This window comes from Lacticaseibacillus jixiensis (assembly GCF_042847315.1).
Taxonomy (GTDB): domain Bacteria; phylum Bacillota; class Bacilli; order Lactobacillales; family Lactobacillaceae; genus Lacticaseibacillus; species Lacticaseibacillus jixiensis.
On the sequence record NZ_BAAFPR010000055.1, the window covers coordinates 1 to 6,107 of the forward strand.

The 6,107-nt window shown below is 47.4% G+C and carries 7 protein-coding genes; 3 read left to right on the forward strand and 4 right to left on the reverse strand.

Annotated features, from left to right (window positions below):
• Window positions 1-344: 344 nt before the first annotated feature.
• Entirely contained in the window at window positions 345-668 is a 324-nt protein-coding gene (locus tag ACGG90_RS15100) for a hypothetical protein (RefSeq protein WP_390410666.1), read from the reverse strand.
• 746 nt (window positions 669-1,414) lie between these two features.
• On the opposite strand from ACGG90_RS15100, the gene ACGG90_RS15105 reads away from it, so the two are divergent.
• Window positions 1,415-1,912, forward strand: coding sequence for an NAD(+) diphosphatase (locus ACGG90_RS15105; RefSeq protein WP_390410667.1), 498 nt, complete (start codon window positions 1,415-1,417; stop codon window positions 1,910-1,912).
• A gap of 74 nt (window positions 1,913-1,986) precedes the next feature.
• On the opposite strand, the gene ACGG90_RS15110 is transcribed toward ACGG90_RS15105, so the two are convergent.
• Complete coding sequence (locus ACGG90_RS15110) at window positions 1,987-2,364, reverse strand: hypothetical protein (protein ID WP_390410668.1); 378 nt, start codon at window positions 2,362-2,364, stop codon at window positions 1,987-1,989.
• A gap of 215 nt (window positions 2,365-2,579) precedes the next feature.
• Between ACGG90_RS15110 and ACGG90_RS15115 the strand changes: the two genes are divergently transcribed.
• Complete coding sequence (locus ACGG90_RS15115) at window positions 2,580-3,008, forward strand: hypothetical protein (protein WP_390410669.1); 429 nt, start codon at window positions 2,580-2,582, stop codon at window positions 3,006-3,008.
• A 30-nt stretch (window positions 3,009-3,038) separates the two neighbouring features.
• Here the strand turns inward: ACGG90_RS15115 and ACGG90_RS15120 are convergent, their stop codons facing one another.
• Together ACGG90_RS15120 and ACGG90_RS15125 are read right to left on the reverse strand one after the other, a co-directional pair.
• The gene (locus tag ACGG90_RS15120; RefSeq protein ID WP_390410670.1) at window positions 3,039-3,548 is read right to left on the reverse strand and encodes a hypothetical protein; all 510 of its coding nucleotides are present in this window, start codon (window positions 3,546-3,548) and stop codon (window positions 3,039-3,041) included.
• Between the two features lie 413 nt (window positions 3,549-3,961).
• Window positions 3,962-4,411 carry a hypothetical protein gene (locus tag ACGG90_RS15125; protein WP_390410671.1) on the reverse strand — a complete coding sequence of 150 codons (450 nt, stop codon included), beginning with the start codon at window positions 4,409-4,411 and terminating at the stop codon, window positions 3,962-3,964.
• 393 nt (window positions 4,412-4,804) lie between these two features.
• On the opposite strand from ACGG90_RS15125, the gene ACGG90_RS15130 reads away from it, so the two are divergent.
• Window positions 4,805-5,884, forward strand: coding sequence for a hypothetical protein (locus tag ACGG90_RS15130; RefSeq protein ID WP_390410672.1), 1,080 nt, complete (start codon window positions 4,805-4,807; stop codon window positions 5,882-5,884).
• The last annotated feature ends 223 nt before the right edge of the window (window positions 5,885-6,107 follow it).

The following is a 6,107-nucleotide window of genomic DNA, read 5'->3' on the forward strand; positions in this document are numbered from 1 at the left end:
TGCATCAAGACGATACCTCTTTCATTAATTGTGTAGGAACTTTAATGATAACAGGTCGTATCGACTTGGTGTTTTTTATTTTGTCTGAGTGCTAACGATAGTGGCTAACTTGATTGTAAAACGCGGGCAAAAAAAACCGCTAGTAAACTTCGGACAGAGGTTTAGCGGTCTCGACTGCTTTATTCAATGCCAACCGTTTTTGGCGGTTTGCTGGGTCCTGTGTTCAAGCACAGGACCTTTTTGTTGCCTTAATTATAGCATGACATATTACCCTGATGCTCTAGTATTACTGTTGCTATAGCAAATCTGTGAGTGATGATGCACGCTGAAATTATAGCGGCTGCTCACACCAGCGGCGCATATACCAGCTCGATGAGCTGCTTGTGGCTGGCGAAGTTGATGTTGGTGATCTTCTGTTCCAAGATTTTCTGGTATTCTTCCAAAACGTCATAAGGCAGCGGCGTCAGCAGGTGTAAGTCGTCGATGACGTCGGCCACGCTGTTGGCGGTGCTAAAATCAATGAAGATATCGACTTTACTCAAACAATCGGCCAGCAGGTCGGAAAGCTCGGCGTCGGGCTTTCCGGTTGGATCAGTGATCACGACTTGCTGGTGGTTCAAAGGCTGGTGGTCGAACTGAATCAATTTCAATGCATTGAAAACGTCCATTGTGGCATTGCCCCTTCATTGTGTATGTTACCTCGATTCTAGCACAATCTACCAGAGCGGAGCAAAGCGGTTTTAGCGATGTGGATCAGGCGAGGGACTTGCTCAGGCCCGGACAGGTGTTGCTGCGGCGCGCGGGGAAAGCGTCGGTGCAGGCGGTGCGGCCGGCTCCAACCACGCAAAGTGCGCGTGTTTTACGCCTAAGTTTAAAGCCCGCATCGCTTTGCTCAGCGCGGTCTTTAAACTTGCCGCGATCAGCACAGCAAGCCCTGCCCAGCCCGCAAGTCTTACTGTGCTGATCGTTTCACGGCCTGACCGACGCTTTCCCCGCGCACCTCCGCAACACCTGTCCTACAGTATTCGAATTAGGATACGACACCCAAAGCGAAGTGGCGCGCTTTTAGCGGTGGATATAAGGCGGGATGACACTTGGGCGTACTTTGCCCAAGTGGCGTCACGACTTATATCACGCCGCGTCGCGCCACGCAGCTCGACGACACCCAAAGCGAAGTGGCGCGTTTTAGCGGTGGATAAAAGGCGGGATGACACTTGGGCGTACTTTGCCCAAGTGGCGTCACGACTTATATCACGCCGCGTCGCGTCACGCAGCTCGACGACACCCAAAGCGGAGTGGCGCGTTCATAGCGGGTCGGATAGCCTAGCCACCGTGCTTGGGGCGTTTTTTGCCCCGCTACAGCTTGGCCGCAGTGGTATACTAAACCTCGACTCTTAAGATTGAAGGCGAAGTTATGTATACGTATTGTCCCACTTGTGGCACCAAGCTTGTGCCTAAAGCCGCCGGCGATGACGGCGACATCCCATATTGCCCGCATTGCCAGAAGTTCTGGTTCCCCAATTTTGCCGATTGCGTGATCGTGTTAGTGGCCAATGCCCAACACGAAATCGTCTTGGCCAAAATGCCGTACCTCTCCACGCAGTATGAATCGTTGATTTCCGGTTATATCAAACCTGGCGAGAATGTCGAACAAGCGGCCTTGCGCGAAGTTGGCGAAGAATTAGGCTTGCACGCCAAGCAAATTGATTATGCCGGCACGTATTGGTTGCCGAAGCACAAGATGATGATGCACGGCTATATCGTGCTCACCGACGAACACGACTTCACCTTATCTGATGAACTCGGCGAAGCCAACTGGGTACCGGCAGACCAAGCGCCGGCGCTTATGTGGCCGGCTAGTCCAGAGAACTCGGCGTTGGAGATTATTAAGTTATATCAGCAGCGATATTGATCATTCAAAATAGTTCGCAAATGCGCGGTGCCTTATGCTGAGATAAGGGGCCGCTATTATTTTGCCAAGCGGTGTCAATTTTTGGTCGGCTTGAGCCAGCGCATGATCGCTGCAGTGCCGATCACGGCGCCGATTTGAGTAGGCAACGCCGTGGTCAAGTTAATCCGAAAGTACCCGATGTTGCGCCAAGCCACTAGTGGGATCAGGTTATACCAAAGACAGAGCAACCCGATAATCGGCAATACTAAAGAAATCAGCAACGCGATATGCTGCAAGCGCGTTGTTGGAATTGTTAGGCCAAAGCCGACGCAAACGACGACCAAGGCGATACTAAGTGCATTGATTAGCGCGGCGCCGATAATCAGCGTGCTGCCTCGGGCATAAGTCGTTTGGCCGTGGGCTTGGGCAATGATGACACTGGCCAAGATCGATACCAGAGTCGGTCCTAACATTAAGCTGCTGCATTGAATCACGCGTTGCATTGTCGTCACATCTTTTCGTTTGAGTGTGGTACCTGACAGTGCTGGTCAATTTCACATGAGCGTTTACAAGATCAATATTGTAAAGCACATTGATAAAGCGTATGATAGCGCATACACGGGGGCGTCAAGCGGTTAATATTAAGTTTTGATGTGCTTGAGATGGCGTCAGGGAAGGAGGAATGGCAATGACAGAGCGGCTGAAAGTCTTTGATTGGATCACCTTGATCGTGTTTGCGTTTGTCATGATTATCAATGCGCAAGGAGTGCTGCCGGAGATTTGGACGGTGTATGCGTCGTTGGTCGCAGGGTTATACATCGGGGGTTATTTGCTGGTGCAAGCAGGGATCAGCCAGGCCCATTCGAGTCTGTTAGGCGTGGGGGTGCTTTGCTACACGCTGCTGGCATTTGCGGCGCAGCGCTGGCCGGCAGTGACGCTGTTGAACTGGCTGAGTCTTGGTGGCGATGTGGTCTTGATCGGCCTCGGCGTTTATTATGGGCTTGGCCAGTTGCGCCATCGCACCGGCGCAAAGCCGGATCGCCAGTGGCTGCTGATCATCGGTTTGGTCATGGTCGGCGGCGTTTGGGATGGGGTATTACGGTTGCTGAAATTATGAGTGCAACACAAAGAGGCCTGACCACTGGAATCAGGCGCATACATTCTTAGCCTCTTTGTGTTGCCTAATCAAGTGTGCGATATTTTCCAGCATGATCTGCAACGGCAGCCACTTGATCACTGATAATGGCAACATTAAAGCGTCCCACGGGTCGGGAACCACAATCGGGAAGAAAACTCTGAACCAATGGTGCTTAGCGACAATATCTAAAAACACCGATGCCGACAACCTGTTAGACCAGATAGTTGCTGAAACTAAGAATATAACTAACGCACACCGGCACCGGTAGAAATCCCTTGCTTTGCCCAAACTAAATAGCACCAAGCCTGCCAACCATCCCATAAACGCAAGCACGATCACCACGTCGTAAGGCGTAACCCCACTATTGCCGTATTGTTTGGCTAAATCGATGAAAGGAGCCGGATTGTAAATTCGCCAGTTGATCTCTAATTCAGCTATGATCACAAATATCAGGTATGCAAATGCTGCTTTCAGCAGGTACCGCCGCGTCTTGCCTTGAAATCGTCTTTGTCTGCTCACTTCTCTTCTCTCCCGGTCTTGAATAGTAATCATCATTGTACAGAAAAGCTGACATACTTACCACTAGGGAATAATGCGCATCGCAACAATCGATTGGCTTCGTACTCTTGCTACGGGACTTAGGACTGGCATCTATACCCCTTGTCGATACTTATACTATATGTATACGCACCCAGGCAGACACGCCAAACTGCATGGCGGTAAACAACCTCGCCGATACTAGCGTCGAATCCTAAATGTATTAAAAAAACAGCAGGAGCTTGATAATCCTGCTGGTGTCTTTAGGTGTAACAAAAAAGCGAGCACCTCAAGTGAAGTGCCCGCCTGGCTGGTTGTAACGGGTGATAAATCTGTTACGTGTGATTTCTTTGTTTAATGCTTCTACTTGTGTCAAGTTGCAAACTCGTTCTCACTCAGTTACTCGTGTATGAATACGTGTAATGGCTGACGTCAAAGACGTCTCCCACTTTGCCATCCAATTTTGCCACCGCAAGTGCCTTTTGTTCCGAACTCGTCAGACTCCCGGCAGTTTCCGTATTTCCAAAATCCTCCCAGTAAACTGTCCACCCGGCAGTTAATTTCGGATGCGTTTCAAAATCAGTTACAAAGGTGATTACTCGTGTAGATACATCCCAGTAGGCTTTCTTCTGATTTCTTAAGTTAGTCATAACCCACTGCTTGGTTGGCACATCTGCCGTTTGCGCAAACATCGATGAAAGATCATCCGCTGGCGCTTGAATCACAGAAACTTCAGGTTCACTTGCCACGGGCTGAGTGTTTGCCGAAACTAATGCGCTCGGCATCACAGTAACGGCAGAGAAAACGGCGGTTGCAAGTGCTGCGGTAATTTTTGCATTTAACATAATGGGTTCCTCCTTTGTTGTCGTTGCTGACATCGTCATCTAGTAATTCGCTACTCGAATAGGCACAACCGGGCAAACATTATGTTTGGAGGGCAAAGTTCAGGTGTCACACGGGCATTGAATTGCTGATAATTCACACGGTAATTTACTAACAAACGTTTGCTTAATGTTATTTTCTCAAATTGAAGTATTCATATGCAAACATTAAGCTACAGATTATTAGAAAGTTCTAATTTTTTTGCATTGAAGTACCTCCATCAAATCATTTCATGAACTAAAGATAGAAAATCAAAACCTAATATTTGTTGTATATGCAAAGAACGCTTTCTAGTATATAATTTCGGTATAAGTATACCAGTTGCCAATATCGTATAACCTCAAGGAGATGCTGTTATGCAGAAGACCAAAAAAGCCAAGGGCAAATCTCGATTAAAACAAGCTTATCTGTTTGCAATTTTTCTTCTGGTTCTACTACTTCTTTATCCGTCCTCTCGTACCTTTACCAGTAACAATTACAACAATGCCACACGATCACTGCAAGGTGACGTGTCGCTAATTTTATCCGAATCCAATTTGAACGAATTACGACAACAAGTACAAGACGGACAAATTCAGTCCACTGACGTTCAACATCTTGAGACGCTAAGAGATAAGGCACTGCAAGATGCTAAATCAGTAGATCGCATTTCATTGAGTAGTTCACTATATAATCTGCTACTAGCCAAAGAACAGTTTAGCTCTATGCCAAAAGCACCTGGCATTAGGTCAAGTTTGAAGTACATGGTATCTCATAACCTAAGCTACTATGCACAATCAGAAAATAAGCAACCGGCGCTTAATGTATTCCTCACTACGATTAAACGCATCGGCGCACTAATTCTCCTTCCTTTAGTGCTAATGATTGCACTACTACTCAACAGCTTCAGCAAGCCTGGGGAAAATGAAATCAACATTCTGGTCAAGACTTGCAGCATGACGGTCATTAGCATGTTAGCTATTGGCGTGCTCACATTCGCACCTTGGGGAGTATTCAATGGACTAGGCGCCAAGTACCAAAATGTCTTCTATTCTGATCTCACCGAAAAATTTTCATACATGACGAATTCGGCTATAATAGTCAGATATGCCGCCTATTTGGTACTATTGGTGGTGTTTCTCGTAGTGCTAATCAAACTGCTTCGTAAATTACCATTCGGAAACGTGACAGGACCAGTAATTGGAGTGGTAATAGCTACAATTGGTACAACCTCGTTATATCAATCGCACATGTATAGCAGTGCACTGCGTTGGCTGCCAACAACATACATGAACCCCTACACGATGGTCACACCTAACGAAGCTTCTGGTCTGAGCCTGTCCACCACAACGGCAATCGTAGTATTGCTTATCAGTGTAGGTATCTTAATAACCGCTGATGTCATTATTGCCAAACATACGCAACAAAGAAGTATCCCAACGGTACTACTGGGATAATCATTAAGCCCTCCCACAAAAATTGGCTAAGTTCTCGTCAAATCTGGATCTCCCCAAGGGAAAGTAGCCACAGCCCAGAAAAATAAAAAAGAGAAAGTAAGCACCTAATAACAGACCGCCTATCCCTCTCAATTGCCAAGCGGTATCATGACCTCATCATAAGAATGGTGAGGTATTTATATGGACGAAGATCAACCCGAGATTGTTCGTATCAAGTTGGACG